We start from the raw sequence: 20,158 nt of genomic DNA, 5'->3' as shown, positions 1-20,158 counted from the left end.
CGCGGCCGGTCGGGGCACCAGTATTTCGCAGCGCGCCGCCCGGCCCCCCGCAGGCGGCGGGGCCCCGGACGGCGCGTCCCGGGAAGTCCGGCAGGGGCCGGGCGGGGATCAGGCCGCGGCGGCGACCGGCACGGCGGCCTCCGTCAGGGCCAGCTCCAGCACCTGGCGGACGTCGGTGACCGGGTGCACCTCCAGCGCGTCGAGCACCTCGGCCGGCACGTCGTCCAGATCGGCCTCGTTCCGCTTCGGGATGATCACGGTGGTCATCCCGGCCCGGTGCGCGGCCAGCAGCTTCTGCTTGACCCCGCCGATCGGCAGCACCCGCCCGGTCAGCGACACCTCGCCGGTCATCGCCACGTCCGTGCGGACCTGGCGGCCGGAGAGCAGCGAGGCCAGCGCGGTGGTCATGGTGATGCCGGCGCTCGGGCCGTCCTTGGGGACCGCGCCCGCCGGGAAGTGGATGTGCACTCCCCGGTCCTTGAGGTCGGCCACGGGGAGTTCCAGCTCGGCGCCGTGCGAGCGCAGGAAGCTCAGCGCGATCTGCGCGGACTCCTTCATCACGTCGCCCAGCTGGCCGGTGAGGGTCAGCCCGGCCCCGCCGGTCTCCGGATCGGCGAGGGAGGCCTCCACGTAGAGGACGTCGCCGCCGGCCCCGGTGACGGCCAGCCCGGTGGCCACACCGGGCACCGCGGTGCGCCGCTCGGCCGGGTCCTGCGCCGACTCGGGCACGTGGTGCGGCCGCCCGATGAGCCCGCGCAGGTCGTCCCTGCCGATGGCGAACGGCAGCTCCCGCTCGCCCAGCTCGTGCTGGGCGGCCGCCTTCCGCAGCAGCCGGGCGAGGGACCGCTCCAGGGTGCGCACCCCGGCCTCGCGGGTGTACTCGCCGGCCAGGCTGCGCAGGGCCTCCTCGGTCAGGGAGACCTCGTCGGCGGCCAGCCCGGCGCGCTCCAGCTGGCGGGGCAGCAGGTGGTCGCGGGCGATGACGACCTTCTCGTCCTCGGTGTAGCCGTCCAGCCGGACCAGTTCCATCCGGTCGAGCAGGGCCTCGGGGATGGCCTCCAGCACGTTGGCGGTGGCGAGGAAGACCACGTCGCTGAGGTCGAGCTCGACCTCCAGGTAGTGGTCGCGGAAGGTGTGGTTCTGCGCCGGGTCCAGCACTTCGAGGAGGGCGGCGGCCGGGTCGCCTCGGAAGTCGGAGCCCACCTTGTCGATCTCGTCGAGGAGCACCACCGGGTTCATCGACCCGGCCTCCTTGACGGCCCGTACGATCCGGCCGGGCAGCGCCCCGACGTACGTGCGCCGGTGGCCCCGGATCTCCGCCTCGTCCCGGACGCCGCCGAGGGCGACCCGTACGAACTTGCGGCCCATCGCGTGGGCCACGGACTCTCCGAGCGAGGTCTTGCCGACGCCGGGCGGGCCGACCAGCGCGAGCACGGCGCCGCCGCGGCGGCCGCCGACCAGGCCCATGCCGCGGTCGGCCCGGCGCTTGCGGACCGCGAGGTACTCGGTGATCCGCTCCTTCACGTCCTCCAGCCCGGCGTGCTCGGCGTCCAGGACGGCCCGGGCGCCGCGGATGTCGTACGCGTCCTCGGTGCGCTCGTTCCAGGGCAGTTCGAGGACGGTGTCCAGCCAGGTGCGGATCCAGGAGCCCTCGGGGTTCTGGTCGCTGGCCCGTTCCAGCTTGTCGACCTCCTTGAGGGCCGCCTCGCGGACCTTCTCCGGCAGGTCGGCGGCCTCCACGCGGGCCCGGTAGTCGTCGGACTCCTCGCCCTCGGGGTCGCCGTTCAGCTCGCGCAGCTCCTTGCGCACGGCCTCCAGCTGGCGGCGCAGCAGGAACTCGCGCTGCTGCTTGTCTACGCCGTCCTGGACGTCCTTGGCGATGGACTCGGCGACGTCCTGCTCGGCGAGGTGGTCGCTCAGCTGGCGGACGGCGAGCCTGAGGCGGGCGACCGGGTCGGCGGTCTCCAGCAGTTCGACCTTCTGCGCGGTGCTCAGGAACGGCGAGTAGCCGGCGTTGTCGGCGAGCGCGGACACGCCCTCGATCTGCGCCACCCGGTCGACGACCTGCCAGGCGCCGCGCTTGGTCAGCCAGCTGGTGGCGAGCGCCTTGTACTCCTTGACCAGCTCGGTCACCGCGCCGGGCAGCGGATCGGGCACGTGCTCGGCCACGGTCTCGCCCTCCACCCACAGGGCGGCGCCGGGGCCGGTGGTGCCGGCGCCGATGCGGACCCGGCCGCGGCCGCGGATCAGGGCGCCGGGGTCGCCGTCGGAGAGCCGGCCGACCTGCTCGACCGTGCCGAGGACGCCGGTCCCGGCGTACGTGCCGTCGATCCGCGGCACGAGCAGGACCTTGGGTTTGCCGCTGCCGGCCGCGGCCTGCGCCGCCTCGACCGCCGCACGCACCTCCGCGTCGGACAGGTCGAGCGGCACGACCATGCCGGGCAGCACGACCTCGTCGTCAAGCGGCAGCACGGGCAGAGTGAGCGGTACGGACGTCGAAGCCATGATCTTCCCTCCGGCAGTGAAGTTGAGCTATGCCGACTCAATGCATCTGCGCGGGCTAGTGTTCCCCAACCGGCGTTCGCCGTCGGCGAAAGATCCGGAGGGGAGGATTCAACTCCTGGGGCACTGCCCCGGCCGGGCGTACAGCGCGATCCGGGCGCCGAGCACCGGGCGGGCCGTGCACAGCGTGAAGTGGGCGGCCAGGGCCTGCCGTTTGACGGTTTCCCGCGGGTACGGGTCGAGCGGCCGGCCGGGCGGGTCGGACAGGGCGACGATGCGGGGCGCGGCAAGCATCGCGGCCCGGATGCGGTCGGCGGGCAGTTCGGTGCCGTGGAGCGTGCGGGAGGCGGCCGGCGGGCGGTCGAGGGCGAGGTCGTCGAGGGGGCCGAGCACCTCCGGCGAGGACAGCAGCCACTCGCGGCGGCGGGCCGGCAGGAACAGCACGGCGTCCCCCGGCCGGGCGAGTTCGCGCACCGCGGCCGCCGCGGCCAGGGCGTCGTCCTTGCGGCTCTCGGGGGTGCGCAGCCAGCAGGCCCAGGGCAGGACGAGCACGGCGAGCAGCAGCACCGTGCGGCCGCGGCGGGCTCCGGCCAGCAGGGCGAGGCCGGCGAGCGCGTACAGCACGTACCGGTCGACGTACCAGGGGTGGGCCAGCGAGACCGTCAGCAGCAGGCCGGGCGGCAGCAGGAGCAGCGGCAGGGCGGTGCGGACCAGGACCTTCGGAGCGCCCCGGGCCGCCCACAGGCCGAGGCCGGCGGCCACCGCGTACGCCGTCCAGTCCGCCCACGACGGGCGGCCGAGCCAGCCGAGCTGGGCCGCGGCCTGGCGGGAGCCGAGGAGGGCGAGCGGGGCGGCGGCCGTGAGCACGGCGGCCGCGCTCCACCGCCAGTGCGGGATGTGCCGGGCGGTGACGGCGTGGGCGAGGAGGGCGAGGGCCGCGAACGTGTGCAGGCAGCAGGCGAGGGCGAGGAGGACGGTGTACCCGGCCCAGCGGCGGCGGAGCAGGAAGTGGCCGGACCAGATGACGGCGGCGGAGACGAGGGCGTACGAGCGGGCCTCCTGGGCGTACATCTGGACCGGGGGCAGCCAGGCGTAGGCCAGGCCGGCGGTCAGTCCCGCGCGGTCGCCGGCCAGGAGGCGGCCGGTGGCCGCGACGCCGGCCGCGGCGATCGCCGTCGCGAGCACGGAGAGGGCGCGGGCGTCGACCGGGCCCGGGGCCCCGCCGAAGGTGCCGTGCACGAGCAGGTAGTACACCCCGTGCACGGCGTCCACCCGGCCGAGCAGCCGCACGATCTCCCCGGCCGTCCGCCGCCCCACCTGTACGGTCACGGACTCGTCCCGCCACATGCTGCCGCCGCGCCGGATGCCCCAGGCGCCGACCGTCAGCGCGGCCGCCGCGGGTCCCGCCCACACCATCCCCTTCACCACACCCCACCCAACGACCGGCCCCCCGTCCGGACCCGGGCACGGCGGTCGATCGCCGGACGGGCCGGGGCAGCGCGCCCCCACCCCCGGGGCTCCGCCCCGGACCCCGCGCCTCAATCGCCGGCGAGGCTGGTTTTCCCCCGCCCGGATTCACCGCCCAAGCCGATCCCACCCAACCCCCGGGCCGCCGCCCCGCACCCCGCGCCTCAACCGCCGGCGAGGCTGCTTTCCCCGCAGCATCCAGCCCTGTCGGCCCCGTCGGCCCATGGACGGAGCAGCCGAAGCCCGGTCAGCGGCAATCCCGGCCCCGCCGGCGCTTGAGGCGCCCGGGGCGCGGGGGCGCGGGGGCAGAGCCCCAAATCCAGCCCGTCCGGCGCTTGAGGACCGGGGGCGCGGGGACGGAGCCCCAAATCCAGCCCGTCCGGCGCTTGAGGACCGGGGGCGCGGGGGCGGAGCCCCCGCGCCGCCGGATCCCGCCCCGCGGCCCGGCCCCGCCGGTGGCCGAGGCGGGAACCGGGGGGACGGGGAGGGCGTCCAAGGAGCGCGGGGAGGGGCCCCGACAGCGGAGGTGGAGCAATGGCAAGGTTCCGGACGACCGCAGCCACCCTCGGCACGGCCCTCGCCCTGGCCGCCTGCTCCCCCGCCGCGGACCCGCCGCCCCCCGATTCGGCGGGCGACCGGCCGCCCGCGAGCAGCAGCAGCAGCGCACGCTCCGCGCCGGCGCCCGCCCCCACCGGGGACCAGCCCCGGCCCACGACACCCGCGCCCCGCAGCGACCGCCTGCTCACCGTCACCCGCAGCGGCGGCTACGCCGGCGAGCACAAGAGCATCCTGATCGCCTCGGACGGCACGTACCGCCGCCTCGACCACGGCCGGGAGACGTCGAAGGGCCGCCTCACCGGCGCCCGGCTGGCCCGGCTCCGGGACGTCCTCGAGGCCGCCGATTTCCAGGAGCTCCCCCGGGTCAGCACGGACCCCCGCTCCTTCGACACGTTCATGTACGCCTTCGTCCACGCCGGCCGCGAGGTCGCCGCGCAGGAGACCGTGATGCCGCCCCGCCTGGCCGCCGTACTGGCCGCCCTCCCGCCGTTCTGACGCACCGCCAGACGATCCGGAATGCCGGATTCAGCCTGGTACCGGCCAGACGTGCCCCTTGCCCGGGCCCGTCCTGACCTGGCTCCACCGGGCGTGGCCCGTCCTGCAGGACTCCTCTACGCTGCTCCCCATCGCGCGGATCATCGGGCCGGTCGCGACACCGGATCGGCGACCGGACCCCGGGCGACGACGGACGACGACGAGCAGCGAGCACGGCCGAACAGGGGCGGGGCGATGGAACAGGCACACACCCACAACGCGGCAGCGGCGACCCCCGGCGCCCAGCGCCGGGTCCTCGTCGTCGAGGACGACCAGACCATCGCGGAGGCCATCGCCGCCCGTCTCCGGGCCGAGGGCTTCCAGGTCGAGACGGCCGGTGACGGCCCGGCCGCGGTGGCGGCCGCCGAGGGCTGGCAGCCCGACCTGCTGGTGCTCGACGTGATGCTGCCCGGCTTCGACGGCCTGGAGGTCTGCCGCCGGGTCCAGGCCCAGCGCCCGGTGCCGGTCCTCATGCTCACGGCGCGCGACGACGAGACCGACCTGCTGGTCGGCCTGGGCGTGGGCGCCGACGACTACATGACGAAGCCGTTCTCCATGCGGGAGCTGGCCGCCCGCGTGCACGTGCTGCTGCGCCGGGTGGAGCGGGCCACCCTGGCCGCGACCGCCCCCAAGGCCGGCACCCTGCGGCTGGGCGACCTGGAGATCGACCACGCCCAGCGCCGGGTGCGGGTGCAGGCCGCGGACGTGCACCTGACCCCGACCGAGTTCGACCTGCTGGTGTGCCTGGCCGGCACCCCGCGGGCGGTGCTCTCCCGGGAGCAGCTGCTGGCCGAGGTGTGGGACTGGGCGGACGCCTCCGGCACCCGGACCGTGGACAGCCACATCAAGGCGCTGCGCCGGAAGATCGGAGCCGAGCGGATCCGCACCGTGCACGGCGTCGGGTACGCCCTGGAGACCCCGGCGTCATGACCGCCGGGCCGGGGCCGCGCCCGCAGCGGCCCGGAGCGCGTCCGCGGACGCGGCTCTCGATCAAGACCAAGCTCGGCACCCTGGTGGTCGTCTCGGTCTTCATCACCACGGGCCTGCTGATGGTGGCCCTGCGCACGGACACGGAGCTGCGGTTCATCACCGTGTTCTCGGTGATCGCCTCGATGCTGATCACCCAGTTCGTGGCGCACAGCATGACCGCGCCGCTGGACGAGATGACCACGGTGGCACGGGCGATCTCGCACGGCGACTTCACCCAGCGGGTGCAGGGCGCGGACCGCCGCGACGAGCTGGGCGCGCTGGCCGCCACGATCAACGTGATGGCGGACGACCTGGAGGCCGTGGACCGGCACCGCAAGGAGCTGGTGGCGAACGTCTCGCACGAGCTGCGGACGCCGATCGCGGCGCTGCGGGCCGTGCTGGAGAACGTCGTGGACGGGGTCTCGGAGCCGGACGGCGAGACCATGCGGACGATGCTCAAGCAGACCGAGCGGCTCGGCGGGCTGGTGGAGACCCTGCTGGACCTGTCCCGGGTGGACAATGGGGTGGTGCCGCTGAACGCCCGCCGCTTCGAGGTGTGGCCGTACCTGTCGGGGATCCTGAAGGAGGCGGGGCTGGCGGCGGCCGGCCGGCCGGGCCTGGCGTCGAACTCGGGCAGCCACACCCGCAAGGACGTGCACCTGCACCTGGACGTGTTCCCGCCGGACCTGAGCGCGCACGCGGACGCGGAGCGGCTGCACCAGGTGGTGGCGAACCTGATCGACAACGCCGTCCGGCACAGCCCCCAGCACGGCCGGGTGACCGTACGGGCGCGGCGCGGGCACGCGCCGGAGTCGCTGGTGCTGGACGTGCTGGACGAGGGTCCGGGCATCCCGGAGTCCGAGCGGCACCGGGTCTTCGAGCGCTTCAACCGGGGCAGCGCCAAGGGCGACGGCGGCACCGGACTGGGTCTGGCGATCGCCCGCTGGGCGGTCGAACTCCACGGCGGGCGCATCGGGGTGGCCGAATCCCCTCGGGGCTGCCGGATCCTGGTCACCCTTCCGGGAGTCCGGACCGCGCGAGGTTGACGTAGGGTTCGAGTCAGGAAGCAGGGATCTCGGCCACACGTGCCCGGGTTCCGTCAGGGGTGCGAGCCGGCAGGTCGCAACCGCGGTGCCGCGTACGCAAACCGCGTTTGTTTCCCGCCATTCCACCCCGCGAAACCCGCCGTTCGATGTGACTTGCACGACGTAAGTCCCGCCCGGTCTGCATCCAGCGGCCGGGGAGGCGTAGCCTTTATTCCCGCTGTCCATCACCTTGTGAAGCGGAAGAGGGCGGTTGCCGCCGTGTCGCCACAGTCCCCCAGTAATGCGAGCACCACGACCGAAGCAGGCGGCGGGAAGAACCCCGCCTCGGGCTTCGGAGCCAACGAGTGGCTCGTCGACGAGATCTACCAGCAGTACCTCCAGGACCCGAATTCGGTCGACCGTGCCTGGTGGGACTTCTTCGCCGACTACAAGCCGGGCGGCCAGGCCGCCGCGGCCCAGCCGGAGAAGCCCGCCGCGACCACGGACGGCACGGCCCCGGCCGGCGTGAGCGGAACCGCACAGTCCGCCCCCGCACCCACGGCCCCGGCCACGGCTTCGGCTCCGGCCCCGCAGGCCCCCGTCGCCGCCGCCACGGGGGCGGCCGGCGCCGCACCCGCGCAGGCCGCGCCCTCTGCAACAGCTCCTGCCTCTGCTCCTGCCACTCCCTCTGGTGCCTCTGCTGTGACTGTCACCTCCCAGACCCCGGCCGCCGCTCCGGCCACGGTCGCCCCCCAGGCCTCCCCCGCCGCCGCCAAGCCGGCCGCGGCCCCCGCCGCCGAGGCCCCCGCGGGCCCCGAGTTCGTGACGCTGCGCGGCCCGGCCGCCGCCGTCGCGAAGAACATGAACGCCTCGCTGGAGGTGCCGACGGCCACGTCCGTGCGCGCCGTCCCGGTGAAGCTGCTGTTCGACAACCGCATCGTCATCAACAACCACCTCAAGCGGGCCCGCGGCGGGAAGATCTCCTTCACGCACCTCATCGGCTTCGCGATGGTGCAGGCCATCAAGGCCATGCCGGCGATGAACCACTCCTTCGCGGAGAAGGACGGCAAGCCGACCCTGGTCAAGCCGGAGCACGTGAACTTCGGCCTCGCCATCGACCTGGTCAAGCCCAACGGCGACCGCCAGCTCGTCGTCGCCGGCATCAAGAAGGCCGAGACGCTCAACTTCTTCGAGTTCTGGCAGGCCTACGAGGACATCGTCCGCCGCGCCCGCGTCGGCAAGCTGACGATGGACGACTTCACCGGCGTCACGGTCTCCCTGACCAACCCCGGCGGCCTGGGCACCGTGCACTCCGTGCCCCGCCTGATGCCCGGGCAGTCGGTCATCATGGGCGTCGGCTCCATGGACTACCCGGCCGAGTTCCAGGGCACCTCCCAGGACACCCTGAACAAGCTGGGCATCTCCAAGGTCATGACCCTGACCTCGACCTACGACCACCGGGTCATCCAGGGCGCGGCCTCCGGCGAGTTCCTGCGGATCGTCGCGAACCTGCTCCTCGGCGAGGACGGCTTCTACGACCAGGTCTTCGAGTCGCTGCGGATCCCGTACGAGCCGGTCCGCTGGCTGCGCGACATCGACGCCTCGCACGACGACGACGTCACGAAGGCCGCCCGCGTCTTCGAGCTGATCCACTCCTACCGGGTGCGCGGCCACGTCATGGCCGACACCGACCCGCTGGAGTACAAGCAGCGCAAGCACCCCGACCTCGACATCACCGAGCACGGCCTCACCCTGTGGGACCTGGAGCGCGAGTTCGCGGTCGGCGGCTTCTCCGGCAAGTCGATGATGAAGCTCCGCGACATCCTCGGCGTGCTGCGCGACTCGTACTGCCGCACCACCGGCGTCGAGTTCATGCACATCCAGGACCCGAAGCAGCGCAAGTGGATCCAGGACCGCATCGAGCGCCCGCACACCAAGCCGGAGCGCGAGGAGCAGCTGCGGATCCTGCGCCGCCTGAACGCCGCCGAGGCGTTCGAGACCTTCCTGCAGACGAAGTACGTCGGCCAGAAGCGCTTCTCCCTGGAGGGCGGCGAGTCCGTCATCCCGCTGCTCGACGCCGTCATCGACTCGGCCGCCGAGGCCCGCCTCGACGAGGTCGCCATCGGCATGGCCCACCGCGGCCGCCTGAACGTCCTGGCGAACATCGTCGGCAAGTCGTACGCGCAGATCTTCCGCGAGTTCGAGGGCAACCTCGACCCGAAGTCCATGCACGGCTCCGGCGACGTGAAGTACCACCTGGGCGCCGAGGGCACCTTCACGGGCCTCGACGGCGAGCAGATCAAGGTCTCCCTGGTCGCGAACCCCTCGCACCTGGAGGCGGTGGACCCGGTCCTGGAGGGCGTGGTCCGCGCCAAGCAGGACCTGATCAACAAGGGCGGCACGGACTTCACCGTCCTGCCGGTGGCGCTGCACGGCGACGCGGCCTTCGCGGGCCAGGGCGTCGTGGCCGAGACCCTGAACATGTCGCAGCTGCGCGGTTACCGCACCGGCGGCACCGTGCACATCGTGATCAACAACCAGGTCGGCTTCACCGCCGCGCCGACGTCCTCGCGCTCCTCCATGTACGCCACCGACGTGGCCCGCATGATCGAGGCGCCGATCTTCCACGTGAACGGCGACGACCCGGAGGCCGTGGTCCGCGTGGGCCGCCTCGCCTTCGAGTTCCGCCAGGCGTTCAACAAGGACGTCGTCATCGACCTCATCTGCTACCGCCGCCGCGGTCACAACGAGGCCGACAACCCGTCGTTCACGCAGCCGCTGATGTACGACCTGATCGACAAGAAGCGCTCGGTGCGCAAGCTGTACACCGAGTCCCTGATCGGCCGCGGCGACATCACGCTGGAAGAGGCCGAGCAGGCGCTGCAGGACTTCCAGGGCCAGCTGGAGAAGGTCTTCGCGGAGGTCCGCGAGGCCGCCGCCAACCCGGCCGTCGCCGGCGCGCCGGTCCCGGCCGCCCAGCCGGAGTTCCCGGCCACCGTGACCACGGCGATCTCCCAGGAGGTCGTGAAGCGGATCGCGGAGTCGCAGGTCAACATCCCGGAGCGGATCACCGTCCACCCGCGTCTGCTGCCGCAGATCCAGCGCCGTGCGGCGATGATCGACGACGGCACGATCGACTGGGCGATGGGCGAGACCCTGGCCTTCGGTTCGCTGCTGCTGGAAGGCACCCCGGTCCGGCTGTCAGGCCAGGACTCCCGCCGCGGCACCTTCGGCCAGCGCCACGCGGTGCTGGTGGACCGGGAGACCGGCGAGGACTACACCCCGCTGCTCTACCTGTCCGACGACCAGGCCCGCTACAACGTCTACGACTCGCTGCTCTCCGAGTACGCGGCCATGGGCTTCGAGTACGGCTACTCGCTGGCCCGCCCGGACGCGCTGGTGCTGTGGGAGGCGCAGTTCGGCGACTTCGTCAACGGCGCGCAGACCGTCGTCGACGAGTTCATCTCCTCCGCCGAGCAGAAGTGGGGCCAGACCTCCGGCGTCACCCTGCTGCTGCCGCACGGCTACGAGGGCCAGGGCCCGGACCACAGCTCCGCCCGCCCGGAGCGGTTCCTCCAGCTCTGCGCCCAGAACAACATGACGGTCGCCATGCCGACGCTGCCGTCGAACTACTTCCACCTGCTGCGCTGGCAGGTCCACAACCCGCACCACAAGCCGCTCGTCGTCTTCACCCCGAAGTCGATGCTGCGTCTGAAGGCCGCGGCGTCGAGGGCCGAGGAGTTCACCACCGGCGGCTTCCGCCCGGTGATCGGTGACACGGCGGTGGACCCGAACGCGGTCCGCAAGGTCGTCTTCTGCGCCGGCAAGGTCTACTACGACCTGGAGGCCGAGCGGGTCAAGCGCGGCGTCACGGACACGGCGATCATCCGCATCGAGCGCCTGTACCCGCTGCCGGGTGCCGAGCTCCAGGCGGAGATCGCCAAGTACCCGAACGCCGAGAAGTACCTGTGGGCGCAGGAGGAGCCGGCGAACCAGGGTGCGTGGCCGTTCATCGCGCTCAACCTGATCGACCACCTCGACCTGGCGGTCGGTGCCGACATCCCGGCGGGCGAGCGCCTGCGCCGCATCTCGCGGCCGCACGGTTCGTCCCCGGCCGTGGGCTCGGCCAAGCGCCACCAGGCCGAGCAGGCCCAGCTGGTCGCCGAGGTCTTCGACGCGTAAGGCCGCACGGCAAGGCTGCGGGTCCGCACGGACCCGGTACGGCATCCGGAAGGCCCGGTCCCCCCGCGGGGGCCGGGCCTTCCGGCGTGTCAGCCCGCGGGCGGCGTGTCCAGGGCGCGTTCGGCGGCCGCCATCGCGGCGACGAACTCCCGGCCGGCCTCCGTCAGCTCCGGCTCCCTCCCCAGCGCGGGCAGCGCGGCGGCGGCCCGGGACCGGTGCCGGGCGTGCTGGGTCCAGGCGCCGCGGGCCCCGTAGAGGGCGGCCCGCTGCCAGTACCGGGCGAGGGCGAGGTCCGCGTACGTGCCGCCGAGGAGGCCGTCGGGGGGCTGCCGGCCGGGTCCGGGGGTGCGCAGCGGCAGCAGCCCGGCGAGGACGGCCAGCTTGGCGTGCTGGACCTCGCGGACCAGGGCGGCGGCCAGCGCCGGCGGGGACTGGCCGCGGACCAGCGCCGAGCCGGGCGCGGGCCGGACGGCGGCGCCGGCGCTGCGGATCCCGCCGGCCAGCGGGACGATGCTGCGCAGCAGCCCGGCGGTCTCCCCGGCGCGGGCGGTGTCGTACCGCTCCAGCAGGGTGAAGGCGCCCGTCCACTGGGTGTCCCAGCGCTTGTGCCCGCGGGCGGTGAGCCGGCGGGCGGCCCGGGCGGCGGCGGCCCCGCCGGGCGCACGGTACGGGTCGAGGTCGTCGAGGGCGGTGCGGCCGCAGGGCAGCGCGTGCAGCGGCAGGGCCGCAGGGTCGCCGGGGTCCCAGCCGCCCTCGGTGAGCGTGTACGGGCCGGAGTGCGGCGGGCGCAGGATCCCGAGGGTGGGGAGCACCAGGCGGCCCTGGACGGGCTTCAGGACGGCTTTGAAGGTGATTCCGGCGCGCAGGGCGGCGGCCGCGGCCAGGCCGTCGAGGTGGCCGAGGTCCGGCGGCGGGCCGCCGGGGCGGCGCAGCCGGCGCAGGGTCTCCTCGGCCCAGACCCCGGTGGCGGGGTAGTGCAGGACGTCGCGGACGGCTCCGGGGGCGTGCCGGCCGGCCTCGTCGAGCAGCGCCCAGGCCTCGTCGGCGGGCCCGCGCGGGACGGCCGAGCGGAGCGCGTCGAGCAGGCCGGTGCGTCGGTCCTGCCGGGCGCCCTGGAGCAGCCGGGTGCCCTCGGCGGAGGGTTCGGCGGCGGCCAGGTCGCGCAGCAGCGGGCCGGGCACGGCGGGCCGGTTCACGCGGCGCCTCCGGCGGGCCGGGGGGCGTGGCCGTGGTGCGCGGTCCGTATGCCGCCCTGGGTGCCGGCATGGCTCATCGGTGGTTCCTCCCGCTGCGGACGCTCCATCCCTGCCCTCGGAGGGGGCGGGCTAACGTCGGAAAGCGGTCAAGTGCACGGCGGTCACGTGTCCGCCGGGTGTCACCCGGACGGCCGACTATCCTGGCGGGGAACATCCCACCCACGGCACGGAGCCTGTTGTGTACTTCACCGATCGCGGCATCGAGGAACTGGAGAAGCGGCGCGGCGAGGAGGAGGTCACCTTCGAGTGGCTCGCGGAGCAGCTGCGCACCTTCGTCGATCTGAACCCGGACTTCGAGGTCCCGGTCGAGCGCCTGGCCACCTGGCTGGCCCGTCTGGACGACGAGGACGACGAGGACGAGTAGGCCCGCGCGCGGGCGTCTGCGCGGGCGTCCGCGCAGACGACTGCGGGAACGGCGACGCACGAAGGCCCGGCCGGAGCGATCCGGCCGGGCCTTCGTGCGTGCGGGGCGTGCGGGCTCAGGCCTGCTTGGTCGCCCAGAAGATCTCGTCGATCTCCTTGATCAGGTCGAGGGCCTTCTGGCCGGTCGCCGGGTCGTTCGACGCCTTGGCGGCCGAGAGGGCCTTCAGGGTGTCGTTCACCAGCTGGTGCAGCTGGGGGTACTTCTCGAAGTGCGGGGCCTTGAAGTAGTCGCTCCACAGGACCGACACGTGGTGCTTGGCCATCTCGGCGCGCTGCTCCTTGATGACGAGCGCGCGGGCGCGGAAGTCCGCGTCCTCGTTGGCCTGGTACTTCTCCTGGACGGCCTTGACCGACTCGGCCTCGATACGGGCCTGGGCGGGGTCGTACACGCCGCAGGGCAGGTCGCAGTGGGCGCTGACCGTCGCCTTGGGGGCGAACAGGCGGGAAAGCATGAGGTGCTCCTCCTCGTGATCGTCTTCTCAGGTGGGAGATTACTCCGTGAGAAAGCGGTTTTCGCCGCCACCCCCGGCGGCTTAGGACAAAAGTCCAGGGCCATCCTGGGAGACGTGAGTGAACGTACGGCCGGAGCGGGAGGTTGCCGGGTGCTGGAGCCAAGATCGTCCAGGATGCCGTTCGAGGTGGTCGAGGTGACCGGTCCGTCGATGGCGCCGACCCTGCTGGACGGCGACCGGCTGGTGGTGCGGTTCGGGCGGCCGGTCCGGCCGGGGCACATCGTGATCCTGCGCCACCCGTTCCAGCAGGACCTGCTGGTGGTCAAGCGGGCCGCGGAACGGCGGTCCGGCGGCTGGTGGGTGCTCGGCGACAACGCGTTCGCCGGGGGCGACAGCACGGACTACGGGACGGTGCCCGAGGAGCTGATCCTGGCCACCGCCCGGCTGCGGTTCCGGCCCCGGCGGGCGCATCAGAGCTCGCTGCCCGCCCGGCTCTCCTGGGCGCTGTCGGCGCTGCGCCCGCTGCCGGCCGACGCGTCGGCCTCCAGCCGCTTGCGGGCCCGGTAGGCGGCGACGTTGGCGCGGGTGGCACAGCGGTCGGAGCAGTAGCGGCGGGACCGGTTGGTGGAGGTGTCGAGGTAGGCGTTGCGGCAGGGCGCGGCCTGGCACAGGCCCAGCCGGTCGGCGCCGTACTCGGTGAGGTGGAAGGCCAGGCCCATGGAGGCGATCGCGGCGTAGCCCGCGGTCGCGTTCGAGGGGTGGTCGGCGAGGTGCATGTGCCAGCGGGGCCGGCCCTCGTCGTCGAGGTGGTCGTGGCCGGAGATCTGCGGGCTGACGGGGAACTCCAGCAGCAGCGAGTTCAGCAGGTCGACCGCGAGGGTGTGGTCCCCGCCGTCGGCGGCGTCGAAGACCGCGCGCAGCCGGGCGCGGACGCTGCGGAAGCGGGTGAGGTCCGCGTCGGTGACCCGGCGGGCCATCTGCGAGCCGGCGCCGAAGAGGGCGCGGACGGCCTCCACGGAGGTGAGGGAGTCCCTGGCGCGGGCCGGCTCCTCGGTGTTGACCAGGCGCACGGCATAGTCCGAGTAATAGGCCAGTTCCACTTGTAGTCCTTACGGCGACGGTCTAGGGTCAGAGCACGGCCCTGTAATGGCCGATCTGGCTTCGAGGGTATTACGTACAGAGGGGTTCCCGATGACGGACGCGAAGACCGGTACGGACTGGCGGGCCTGGCAGGAGAGCTGGGACCGCCAGCAGGAGTGGTACATGCCGGACCGCGAGGAGCGCTTCCGGGTGATGCTGGACATGGTCGAGGCACTGGTCGGGACGGCGCCCCGGGTCCTGGACCTCGCGTGCGGTACGGGAAGTATCACGGACCGCGTGCTCAAGAGGTTCCCCGAGGCCCGGTGCACGGGCGTGGACCTCGACCCCGCCCTGCTCGCGATCGCCGAGGGCACCTTCGCGGGCGATCCCCGGGCCGCCTTCGTCACCGCGGACCTCAAGGACCCGGACTGGCCGGCGCTGCTCCCGCACGACACGTACGACGCGGTGCTCACCGCCACCGCCCTGCACTGGCTGTACGCCCCGCAGCTCGCCGTGGTCTACGGGCAGCTCGCCCCGCTCGTGCGCCGCGGCGGGGTGGTCGTGAACGCCGACCACATGGCCGACGACACCACTCCGCGGATCAACGCCGCCGAGCGCGCCCTCCGGCACGCCGGAATGGAGCGGGCGCGCGCGGCCGGCGCCCTGGACTGGGCCGAGTGGTGGCAGCTGTGCGCCGCCGACCCGGTGCTCGCCGAGCCCACCAGGCGCCGCTACGAGATCTACGGCGAGCACGCCGACGGCGACACCCCGTCCGAGCACTGGCACGCCGCCGCCCTGCGCGAGGCGGGCTTCGCCGAGGCCCGCACGGTCTGGCGGTCCCCGTCGGACGCGATGGTGCTCGCCCTGAAGTAGACCGGGATGCCGAAGGGGCGGTACGGGAGATTCCGTACCGCCCCTTCGCCCGTTCGGGTGAGCGGGCCTGCCGACAGGCCTTACAGCACCTTGGAGAGGAACGCCTTCGTGCGGTCGTGCTGCGGGTTGCCCAGGACCTCGCGCGGGTGGCCGGACTCGACCACCACGCCGCCGTCCATGAAGACCAGGTTGTCGCCGACCTCGCGGGCGAAGCCCATCTCGTGGGTCACGACGATCATGGTCATGCCGGACTCGGCGAGGTCGCGCATGACGTCGAGCACGTCACCGACGAGCTCCGGGTCCAGGGCCGAGGTCGGCTCGTCGAAGAGCATCAGCTTCGGCTCCATGGCCAGCGCGCGGGCGATCGCCACGCGCTGCTGCTGGCCGCCGGAGAGCATCGACGGGTAGTTGTTGCCCTTGTCGCCCAGGCCCACCCGGTCGAGGAGCCGGATCGCGCGCTCGCGCGCCACCGCCTTGGACTCGCCCTTGACCATGACCGGGGCTTCCATGACGTTCTCTATGGCCGTCATGTGCGGGAACAGGTTGAAGCGCTGGAAGACCATGCCGATGTCCCGGCGCTGGGCCGCGACCTCGCTGTCCTTCAGCTCGTACAGCTTGTCGCCCTTCTGGCGGTAGCCGACGAGGTCGCCGTCGACGTACAGCTTGCCGCCGTTGATCTTCTCCAGGTGGTTGATGCACCGGAGGAAGGTCGACTTCCCGGAACCCGAGGGGCCGATCAGGCAGAACACCTCACGCGGCGCGACCTCCAGGTCGATGCCCTTGAGGATGTGCGCGGCACCGTAGGACTTGTGGACGCCCTCGGCCTTCACCATGGCAGTCATCAGGCCACCGCCTTGCGGTTCGAGAAGCGGGAGAGGTTCGCCTTGACCTTCTGCCACGGCGTGGGCGGGAGCGTGCGCAGCGCACCGCGTGCGTAGTACCGCTCCAGGTAGTACTGCCCGACGGAGAACACGCTGGTCAGCGCGAGGTACCAGATCGAGGCGACGAAGAACATCTCCATGACCGCGAACGAGGTCGACGCGATGTCCTGGGCGGCGCGCAGCAGGTCGTAGTACTGCACCGCGACCACCAGCGACGAGGTCTTCAGCATGTTGATGAACTCGTTGCCGGTCGGCGGCACGATGACGCGCATGGCCTGCGGCAGCACGACGCGGCGCATGGTCTGCGTCTGGGTCATGCCCAGCGCGTGCGAGGCCTCCGTCTGGCCCTCGTCGACGGACTGGATGCCGGCCCGGACGATCTCGGCCATGTACGCGCCCTCGTTGAGGCCGAGGCCCAGCAGGGCGGCCAGGAACGGGGTCATGACCTGGGTCATCTCGTCCTTGTAGAACCCGAGGTTCAGGACGGGGAAGATCAGGGCGAGGTTGAACCAGATGAGGAGCTGGACGTACACCGGGGTACCGCGGAAGAGCCAGATGTAGAACCAGGCGATGGTGCTGGTCACCGGGTTCTTCGAGAGGCGCATCACGGCGAAGACGACACCGAGCACGAGGCCCACGGCCATCGAGGCGACGCTGATCCAGATGGTGTTGAACAGACCCTTGATGATCGAGCCGTCGAAGAGCTTCTCCGGCACGGTCGCCCAGCGGACGTTGCCCTGCGAGAAGGCGTACCCGAGGGCGACGACCAGGGCCAGGATCACGACGGCGCTGATCCACCGGCCGTAATGGCGGACCGGGATGGCGCGGATCGGCTCGTGAGGGGTGCTCCCGGCCGGCGGGGTGTCCGCCGGGCCGGAGGCCTTGTCGAGCTTGTCAGTCACAGTGACTGCCCTTCAGTGGTGCACGAGAAGGCGGGGCGCCCGGGAGGGGCGCCCCGCAGGAGGTCACTGCCCGGCGTTGATCTGCGCCGAGGTCACGGCGCCGGTGCCGGCGTTCCACTTGTCGAGGGCGGCCTTGTACGTGCCGTCCGCGATGATCGCCGCCAGGGCTTCCTTCAGCGCGTCGCGCAGCTGGGTGTTCTTCTTGTCCACGGCGATGCCGAGCGGACCCGCGTCGGTCGGGTTGGCGATGGCCTCGAAGTCGTTGCCGCCGTTCGCGGTCTGCGCGATGTACGCGGCGACCGGCGAGTCGTTCAGGTCGGCGGCGGCGCCGCCGGCCTTCACGCGGGTCTGGGCCTCGGCGTCGGTCGGGTACGACTCGATGCTCAGGGCGCCCTTGCCGTCCTTCTTGCACTTGGCGGCCTGGTCCTTGGCGGACTGCTCGTACGTGGTGCCGCGCTGGACGGCGACCTTCTTGCCGCAGAGGTCGTCGAGGGTCTTGATGCCCTGCGGGTTGCCCTTCTTGACCAGGATGCCGGTGGAGGCGGTGAAGTAGTCGACGAAGTCGACGCCGGCGCCGGTCTTCTTGCCCTTGTCGTCCAGGCCCTCCTGGCGGGCCTTGGTGTCGCTCAGCGAGGACATGACCGCGTCGGTGCGGCCGGTCTGCATGCTGCCGATCAGGGTGTCGAAGGTGCCGGACTCGAACTTGAACTCGACACCGAGCTGCTTGCCGAGCGCGGCCGCGACGTCCGGGTCCAGGCCGACGATCTTGCCGTCCTTGGTGAACTCCATCGGGGCGTACGTGGCGTCCGTGCCGACCTTGATGACACCGGCGTCCTGGATCTTCTTCGGGAGCTTCGAGAAGAGCGGCGCCTTGCTGTTGCCGGCCTGGCTGTTGGAGGACTCGGGAGCCTTGTCCGTCTGGTCGCCACAGCCGGTCAGGATGAGGGCACCGGCAACCGCAACGGCGCTGACCGCGGCGATCCGGGACCGGGCGGCGGTCGTACGACGAGTGGTGCTAGCGGTCATGAGCTGGTCCTCCGGCAGGGATGCAGAAGCGGGCCGAAAACGGTCGGGCACGCACCTTCGAGTGTCGCGACCTCGTGTGATTCCGCATCTTGCCATTCGGACTGCATGAATCGGACGGCCAGTGAGGTCAAAATCGGATAACGGGTACCCCGGAGTGCCCAACAGCCCTGCGGACAAGGGTGATCGCGACGGGAATTTCTCGTGCGAAAGGTGCCTCGGGCGCCAATTTTTGCGGCGTGTCTCGATGCCTGGACAGAGTTCCGTGGACTTTTAGGCAAAAACGGACAACCGGCTTAAAGTCACAGGGGAATCGACTCGTCTGGGCGTGCGTTCTTCGGGTAGAACAGATCCTTACACCCCTCATCCGGGGCTCAGGGCGCGTGTGCGGCGCGCCCGCGCGTACGTACCTCCCACTCCGAGGGAGGCAGGCCTACCGCCACAGCCGAAGCCGGAGCTCGCACGCGGTGCCCGCCCACCCCTCAACCAGGAGTGGCCACCCTCAACGATTAAAGACTTAAGGGGTCAAACAAGTGGCAGCGGAGATCGTCAATCCTCGCAGCGACATCACGGACAACAATCCCGATGCGGCCTTCGCGCTGCACCGGGGCGGCAAGATGGCAGTGCAGGCCACCGTGCCCGTCCGCGACAAGGACGACCTGTCCCTCGCTTACACGCCCGGCGTCGCGAAGGTGTGCAGCGCCATCGCCGAGCAGCCCGACCTGGTCAACGACTACACCTGGAAGTCGAACGTGGTCGCCGTCGTCACCGACGGTACGGCCGTGCTCGGACTCGGTGACATCGGGCCCGAGGCCTCCCTCCCCGTGATGGAGGGCAAGGCCATCCTCTTCAAGCAGTTCGGCGGCGTGGACGCCGTGCCGATCGCCCTCGCGACCAAGGACACCGACGAGATCGTCGAGACCGTGGTGCGCCTCGCTCCGTCCTTCGGTGGAGTGAACCTCGAGGACATCTCGGCGCCGCGCTGCTTCGAGATCGAGCGCCGGCTCCAGGAAGCCCTGGACATCCCGATCTTCCACGACGACCAGCACGGCACGGCGATCGTGTCGCTGGCCGCCCTGCGGAACGCCGCCAAGCTCACCGGGCGCACGCTCGGCGACCTGCGCGCGGTGATCTCCGGTGCGGGTGCGGCGGGCATCGCCATCGCCAAGATCCTGGTCGACGCGGGCATCGGCGACGTGTGCGTCACCGACCGCAAGGGCGTCGTCTCCAGCGACCGGTCGGACCTCACCGACGTCAAGCGGGAGATCGCGGGCCTGACGAACAAGACCGGGCTGTCGGGCAGCCTGGAGGACGCGCTCGCGGGCGCGGACGTGTTCATCGGCGTGTCCGGCGGCACCGTGCCCGAGTCGGCGGTGGCCACGATGGCGAAGGACTGCTTCGTCTTCGCCATGGCCAACCCGAACCCGGAGGTCCACCCGGACGTCGCGCACAAGTACGCGGCCGTCGTGGCCACGGGGCGCAGCGACTTCCCGAACCAGATCAACAACGTCCTGGCGTTCCCCGGCATCTTCGCCGGTGCGCTGAAGGTGCGGGCGTCGCGGATCACCGAGGGCATGAAGATCGCCGCCGCCGATGCGATCGCCGGTGTCGTGGGTGACGACCTTGCGGCGGATCACGTGATCCCGTCGCCGTTCGACGAGCGCGTCGCCGAGGCGGTCACCGCCGCGGTCGCCGCCGCGGCCCGCGCGGAGGGCGTCGCCCGCCGCCCCTGACCCACCGGGCCCGGCGCCGTGCAACGCCGGGCCACCGGGACCGGCGCGTGCAACGCCGCCCCACCTCAACGGGCCGTGCCGCCCCCCACACCGGGGGCGGCACGGCCCGTTCCCGTCCCGTGCGGGGCGAATTCAAGCCCCTCCGGCGCCTGAGGAGCGGGGTCTGAGGCCGAGCCCCGAATCCAGCCCCTCCGGCGCTTGAGGAGCGGGGTCTGGGGCCGAGCCCCGAATCCAGCCCCTCCGGCGTTTGAGGAGCGGGGTTTGGGGCGGAGCCCCGAATCCAGCCCCTCCGGCGGGT

The 20,158-nt window shown here is 72.4% G+C and carries 16 protein-coding genes; 8 read left to right on the top strand and 8 right to left on the bottom strand.

The genetic code is table 11. The features are described from left to right. Positions 1-108: 108 nt before the first annotated feature. A complete protein-coding gene (lon, locus tag LG634_RS09630; RefSeq protein ID WP_226733263.1) occupies positions 109-2,505 on the bottom strand; it encodes an endopeptidase La in 2,397 nt (798 codons plus the stop codon). 108 nt (positions 2,506-2,613) lie between these two features. Next, complete coding sequence (locus tag LG634_RS09625; RefSeq protein ID WP_226733382.1) at positions 2,614-3,918, bottom strand: glycosyltransferase family protein; 1,305 nt, start codon at positions 3,916-3,918, stop codon at positions 2,614-2,616. A 585-nt stretch (positions 3,919-4,503) separates the two neighbouring features. On the opposite strand from LG634_RS09625, the gene LG634_RS09620 reads away from it, so the two are divergent. From LG634_RS09620 to LG634_RS09605, 4 genes are all read left to right on the top strand, one after another. Then, positions 4,504-5,022, top strand: coding sequence for a hypothetical protein (locus LG634_RS09620; RefSeq protein WP_226733262.1), 519 nt, complete (start codon positions 4,504-4,506; stop codon positions 5,020-5,022). Between the two features lie 234 nt (positions 5,023-5,256). Then, on the top strand, positions 5,257-5,991 hold the full coding sequence (locus LG634_RS09615; RefSeq protein ID WP_226733261.1) for a response regulator transcription factor: 735 nt from the start codon (positions 5,257-5,259) through the stop codon (positions 5,989-5,991). Next, complete coding sequence (locus LG634_RS09610) at positions 5,988-7,076, top strand: HAMP domain-containing sensor histidine kinase (RefSeq protein WP_226733260.1); 1,089 nt, start codon at positions 5,988-5,990, stop codon at positions 7,074-7,076. Before LG634_RS09615 ends, LG634_RS09610 begins: the two co-directional genes overlap by 4 nt. Positions 7,077-7,334: 258 nt before the next feature. Then, on the top strand, positions 7,335-11,237 hold the full coding sequence (locus LG634_RS09605; RefSeq protein WP_226733259.1) for a multifunctional oxoglutarate decarboxylase/oxoglutarate dehydrogenase thiamine pyrophosphate-binding subunit/dihydrolipoyllysine-residue succinyltransferase subunit: 3,903 nt from the start codon (positions 7,335-7,337) through the stop codon (positions 11,235-11,237). A gap of 89 nt (positions 11,238-11,326) precedes the next feature. On the opposite strand, the gene LG634_RS09600 is transcribed toward LG634_RS09605, so the two are convergent. Next, complete coding sequence (locus tag LG634_RS09600; RefSeq protein ID WP_226733258.1) at positions 11,327-12,433, bottom strand: aKG-HExxH-type peptide beta-hydroxylase; 1,107 nt, start codon at positions 12,431-12,433, stop codon at positions 11,327-11,329. 238 nt (positions 12,434-12,671) lie between these two features. On the opposite strand from LG634_RS09600, the gene LG634_RS09595 reads away from it, so the two are divergent. Next, entirely contained in the window at positions 12,672-12,857 is a 186-nt protein-coding gene (locus LG634_RS09595) for a DUF6104 family protein (RefSeq protein WP_010061466.1), read from the top strand. A gap of 115 nt (positions 12,858-12,972) precedes the next feature. Here the strand turns inward: LG634_RS09595 and sodN are convergent, their stop codons facing one another. Further along, entirely contained in the window at positions 12,973-13,368 is a 396-nt protein-coding gene (gene sodN / locus LG634_RS09590) for a superoxide dismutase, Ni (RefSeq protein ID WP_226733257.1), read from the bottom strand. 114 nt (positions 13,369-13,482) lie between these two features. On the opposite strand from sodN, the gene sodX reads away from it, so the two are divergent. Further along, positions 13,483-13,935: a nickel-type superoxide dismutase maturation protease gene (gene sodX, locus LG634_RS09585; RefSeq protein ID WP_372482398.1), complete on the top strand. Its 453-nt coding sequence runs from the start codon at positions 13,483-13,485 to the stop codon at positions 13,933-13,935. Here sodX and LG634_RS09580 read toward each other — a convergent pair. Further along, the gene (locus LG634_RS09580; RefSeq protein ID WP_226733256.1) at positions 13,839-14,468 is read right to left on the bottom strand and encodes a CGNR zinc finger domain-containing protein; all 630 of its coding nucleotides are present in this window, start codon (positions 14,466-14,468) and stop codon (positions 13,839-13,841) included. The genes sodX and LG634_RS09580 overlap by 97 nt on opposite strands. Before the next feature lie 91 nt (positions 14,469-14,559). Here LG634_RS09580 and LG634_RS09575 point away from each other — a divergent pair, with 91 nt between their 5' ends. Beyond that, a complete protein-coding gene (locus tag LG634_RS09575; RefSeq protein WP_226733255.1) occupies positions 14,560-15,321 on the top strand; it encodes a class I SAM-dependent methyltransferase in 762 nt (253 codons plus the stop codon). 80 nt (positions 15,322-15,401) lie between these two features. Here the strand turns inward: LG634_RS09575 and LG634_RS09570 are convergent, their stop codons facing one another. The 3 genes from LG634_RS09570 to LG634_RS09560 form a co-directional block, all read right to left on the bottom strand. Continuing rightward, a complete protein-coding gene (locus tag LG634_RS09570) occupies positions 15,402-16,163 on the bottom strand; it encodes an amino acid ABC transporter ATP-binding protein (protein ID WP_308072399.1) in 762 nt (253 codons plus the stop codon). Further along, positions 16,163-17,104 (bottom strand): amino acid ABC transporter permease, encoded by a 942-nt coding sequence (locus tag LG634_RS09565; protein ID WP_226733254.1) that lies wholly within the window; start codon positions 17,102-17,104, stop codon positions 16,163-16,165. Before LG634_RS09565 ends, LG634_RS09570 begins: the two co-directional genes overlap by 1 nt. A gap of 63 nt (positions 17,105-17,167) precedes the next feature. After that, the gene (locus LG634_RS09560) at positions 17,168-18,130 is read right to left on the bottom strand and encodes an ABC transporter substrate-binding protein (RefSeq protein WP_226733253.1); all 963 of its coding nucleotides are present in this window, start codon (positions 18,128-18,130) and stop codon (positions 17,168-17,170) included. A gap of 530 nt (positions 18,131-18,660) precedes the next feature. On the opposite strand from LG634_RS09560, the gene LG634_RS09555 reads away from it, so the two are divergent. Beyond that, positions 18,661-19,860: an NAD(P)-dependent malic enzyme gene (locus tag LG634_RS09555; protein ID WP_226733252.1), complete on the top strand. Its 1,200-nt coding sequence runs from the start codon at positions 18,661-18,663 to the stop codon at positions 19,858-19,860. Positions 19,861-20,158: the final 298 nt, after the last annotated feature.

Source organism: Streptomyces bambusae (genome assembly GCF_020532645.1).
Classification (GTDB): Bacteria; Actinomycetota; Actinomycetes; order Streptomycetales; family Streptomycetaceae; genus Streptomyces; species Streptomyces bambusae.
The sequence above is the reverse complement of the archived record's forward strand: the minus strand, read 5'-3'. Positions and strand labels throughout refer to the sequence as shown.

Bases quoted from the DNA above. Each gene is read 5' to 3' on its own strand.
- LG634_RS09560 (WP_226733253.1), bottom strand. From the start codon at position 18,130: ATGACCGCTAGCACCACTCGTCGTACGACCGCCGCCCGGTCCCGGATC.
- LG634_RS09625 (WP_226733382.1), bottom strand. From the start codon at position 3,918: ATGGTGTGGGCGGGACCCGCGGCGGCCGCGCTGACGGTCGGCGCCTGG.
- LG634_RS09610 (WP_226733260.1), top strand. From the start codon at position 5,988: ATGACCGCCGGGCCGGGGCCGCGCCCGCAGCGGCCCGGAGCGCGTCCG.
- LG634_RS09620 (WP_226733262.1), top strand. From the start codon at position 4,504: ATGGCAAGGTTCCGGACGACCGCAGCCACCCTCGGCACGGCCCTCGCC.
- LG634_RS09570 (WP_308072399.1), bottom strand. From the start codon at position 16,163: ATGACTGCCATGGTGAAGGCCGAGGGCGTCCACAAGTCCTACGGTGCC.
- LG634_RS09575 (WP_226733255.1), top strand. From the start codon at position 14,560: ATGACGGACGCGAAGACCGGTACGGACTGGCGGGCCTGGCAGGAGAGC.
- lon (WP_226733263.1), bottom strand. From the start codon at position 2,505: ATGGCTTCGACGTCCGTACCGCTCACTCTGCCCGTGCTGCCGCTTGAC.
- LG634_RS09615 (WP_226733261.1), top strand. From the start codon at position 5,257: ATGGAACAGGCACACACCCACAACGCGGCAGCGGCGACCCCCGGCGCC.
- sodN (WP_226733257.1), bottom strand. From the start codon at position 13,368: ATGCTTTCCCGCCTGTTCGCCCCCAAGGCGACGGTCAGCGCCCACTGC.